This is a genomic window from Thermogutta sp., assembly GCF_014359955.1.
Lineage (GTDB): Bacteria > Planctomycetota > Planctomycetia > Pirellulales > Thermoguttaceae > Thermogutta.
Window position 1 is genome coordinate 1 of sequence record NZ_JACIYL010000503.1, and the last position, 3,268, is coordinate 3,268.

Annotated in this window: 4 protein-coding genes; all 4 read left to right on the top strand. The window is 58.7% G+C overall.

All coding sequences use genetic code 11. The features are described 5' to 3' along the window. A partial coding sequence (locus tag H5U08_RS13590) for an aldo/keto reductase (RefSeq protein WP_297034085.1) occupies nt 1-1,064 on the top strand: 1,064 nt, incomplete at its 5' end. Next, nucleotides 1,064-1,198 carry a hypothetical protein gene (locus H5U08_RS13595; RefSeq protein ID WP_297034088.1) on the top strand — a complete coding sequence of 45 codons (135 nt, stop codon included), beginning with the start codon at nt 1,064-1,066 and terminating at the stop codon, nt 1,196-1,198. The genes H5U08_RS13590 and H5U08_RS13595, both read left to right, overlap by 1 nt. A 115-nt stretch (nt 1,199-1,313) precedes the next feature. After that, entirely contained in the window at nt 1,314-1,994 is a 681-nt protein-coding gene (locus H5U08_RS13600) for a cytochrome c3 family protein (protein ID WP_297034092.1), read from the top strand. 190 nt (nt 1,995-2,184) lie between these two features. Next, nucleotides 2,185-3,096: a ThuA domain-containing protein gene (locus H5U08_RS13605; RefSeq protein WP_297034095.1), complete on the top strand. Its 912-nt coding sequence runs from the start codon at nt 2,185-2,187 to the stop codon at nt 3,094-3,096. Nucleotides 3,097-3,268: the final 172 nt, after the last annotated feature.

Below are 3,268 nucleotides of genomic sequence, written 5' to 3' on the forward strand. Positions count from 1 at the left end.
CTCGCGAACTCAATCGGCGCGAGTTCGTTCGCATCACGACGACGGCGGCCACGGCTGCAGCAGCGGGCATAACTGCCACTTCGGGCTCTGCTGCCCCAACCGATCGCGGTGATCCCACCAAAACCCGCAGTTACAACGAGAACATGGAATACCGACGGCTCGGGCGAACGAATCTCTGGCTGTCGGCCATCGGCCTGGGAGGCCACTGGAAAAAAATCCCTTACGAGTACAACACCCCGGAATTCAAAAAGAATCGGCGCGAGGTGATCGCCGCCTGCCTGGATCACGGGATCAACTATGTCGATGCCTGCTGGGATCATGAGGTCATCGCGTATGGCGAGGCGATCAAAGGTCGCCGTGACGAGATTTATTTTGGGTACTCGTTTGGTGCCCACGAAAGCCGATTCCCGGAATGGGGTGGATCGCTTCAAAAAATGAAAGAAGGCTTTGAAATGGGCCTCAAGGCGGGTGGTCTCGACTACGTGGATCTGTGGCGAATCACGATGCACGAACAGACCAGCCGCAGCAACACCGAAAAAGAGATCGAAATCGCCATGGAAGCCCTCGAGTGGGCGAAACGGACGGGCAAGGCCCGATTCACGGGCGTCTCCAGCCATGACCGAAACTGGATCACCGAGGCCGTGGCCAAGTACCCACAGTTGGAGGTGATCGTGACGCCGTACACCGCCGGAAGCAAGCGCGCGCCGAAAGGAAGCATGTTTGAGGCGTTCGAAAAATACGACGTGGGCTTCATCGGAATCAAGCCGTTTGCCAGTGGGGCGGTGTTTAAGTCGCGTGGTATGCCCGATTCTTCGACCAAAGAAGAAGACGACCGCCGGGCCAGGCTGGTCCTTCGCTACGTGCTGAGCTGCCCTCAACTGACAACGGCGATCCCTGGGCTTATCACCGTGGATCAGGTGAAAAACGCCGCCATGGCCATCGTCGAACGCCGCAAAGAAGACCTGCTGGCGTTCGAACAGGCGGAAATCCAGGAGATTGCCGATCACATGTGGAAAAACCTGCCCCACGACTACGCCTGGCTGCGGCAGTGGGAGTGGGTGTGATGACGAAGGATCCGAAGCCACTCACGATCGAGTTCACACGTCGGCTGGACCGTCAATCGGCAAACCGTCTGTGGGGTGTACCTTTCGCCAGACGTGAGGCTACGCGGGGCTTTGGGGTCAACCTCGGGGAATGACCGCCGAAACGTGCCCAGGAGTGCTGTTTCAATCAATGAGGGCGGGACGAGGCGAATTGTGCTTTGATTGAGAGCAACACGCGTCGGGCCAGCGAATGCTCCGGGAGTCAGTCGTATGAGGAACCTGAGGATCATTGTTTGCGCGGCGGCACTGCTCTTCTTGATGGCAGGTGTCTGGGGATTGCGCAAAGGTGTTGGGCGAGAGGCATCTGCTGGAGAAAAGCAGGAGGCTCAGGCGGCTGCCTCGGACACCCCGGGATCACAATCGCCAGCCCATGAGAATGAATCGGCGGGAAAGGATAGCGGTGGTGGTTCCGAGAAGACGAACGCCGGCATACCGCCGGAATCGGCCGGTCCACCAAGCGGCCAGGGGACTCAGATGATCCTGGTGGAAAACCCCCGGTTCAACCGGGATAAGCCGGTTTTGTTCGACAGCGGGCTGGAAACTGACAATTCCTCCTGCATGGTGTGTCATGCGGACTTTGAGGAAGAACCGATTTCCGCCGTTCATCTGACGGCCGGCATCACCTGCATGGGCTGCCATGGGGACTCGCTTGCCCATCGCGGAGACGAGTTCAATGTTGTGAAACCCGACGTCATGTGGGGCCGGGCGGAAATCGAACCGTTTTGCAAACAGTGTCATCCACAACACCGGGACCCGGCCGGGGTGGAGGCCTACCGGCAAAAGAATCTCGGCAAGCGACGGGAAAATGGCCGGTACGTGAGGAGAGACTCTCCCTGCACCGATTGCCACGGAAAACATGCCATCGTCCCGGCCGAGGGGAACTTCCGGTAATCGCTGGGGTGGTCCTGACAGGTCTTCCTAGAGCCAGAAAGTTGCGTGCCCTGGGGATGCTGCCCGCACGGTTGGCCGCCCGTTACTCCAGCCATACCGGGACAGATTGAGCAAACATCATACAACTGCCATTGGACAAGCGATCCGGACAATATTCACGCGAGGAAAATCGAGTTGGGGAGGGCTGATCATGCAACGTCGGGAAATGATCAAGCTGGTGTCGGGCGGATTCCTGGCGATGATGACGCATTCCTTCGCCCGGGCCGAAAAAACACCGCAAAAGAAGAAAGTGCTCTTTTTCACCCGCAACGTCGGTTACTACCACGACATCGTGAAGCGGGAGAACCCCAACGAATTGAGCTTCGCCGAACAGCGGCTTGTTGAAATCGCCGGGGACATGGACGTTGAGGTGGTTTGCACCAAAGACGGCCGGGTGTTTGATCAGGACCTGTCCGAGTACGATGCGTTCGCTTTCTTTTGCAACGGCGATCTGACTCAGCCCAGCGACGCGAACGAGCCTCCCATGAGTGCTGCAGGAAAACAACGGCTTCTAGCGGCTGTTCGTGAGGGGAAAGGGTTTTTCGGGTTTCACTCGACCTGTGGCTGCTGGCGAACACCGGGGGATCTCTATGCAAATGCGCCGCAGGACAAAGTCGATCCGTTCCTGCGGATGGTGGGGGCCGAGTTTCTGGCCCACGGTCCGCAGCAGGAGGCTTCCCTGACGCTCGTCTCCCACCGTCTCCCGCCGATCGCATCGCTAGGGATTGCGGAGGGCGTGGCGTTCTATGACGAGTGGTATTCCATGAAAAACTTCAACCCCGACATGCACGTCATCCTTGTGCAGGAAACGCGGTATCTCGAGGGCGATTGTTACCGCCGTCCGCCCTTCCCGTGCACTTGGGCAAGGCGAGAAGGTGAAGGCCATGTGTTTTTCACCTCCATGGGACACACGGAAGACGTGTGGACGAGCCCCATCTTTGCCACCTTCGTGACGGCGGGATTGAACTGGGTTCTCAAGAATGTCAATGTCGATCTCCCTGCCAATTTCCGCCGCGTGACACCTCAGGCCGATGTCCTGCCGAAACCGCCGAGCAAGAAGTGACCGCTGTGCGTTCGCGCGTCTGCGGCCTGAATCCGGAATCCGCTCGAACAGGCGGTGACGGAGAAACGCTGCGGATAATCCGGTGAAAAAAACAGCCCCGGCAAGCAGGTCCCGCGACGGAAAGTCCGAAGGGGTGCGCCTGTTGGGCACGAAGAAGGTGAGTGGAATACGC

Bases quoted from the DNA above. Each gene is read 5' to 3' on its own strand.
- H5U08_RS13595 (WP_297034088.1), top strand. From the start codon at position 1,064: ATGACGAAGGATCCGAAGCCACTCACGATCGAGTTCACACGTCGGCTG.
- H5U08_RS13605 (WP_297034095.1), top strand. From the start codon at position 2,185: ATGCAACGTCGGGAAATGATCAAGCTGGTGTCGGGCGGATTCCTGGCG.
- H5U08_RS13600 (WP_297034092.1), top strand. From the start codon at position 1,314: ATGAGGAACCTGAGGATCATTGTTTGCGCGGCGGCACTGCTCTTCTTG.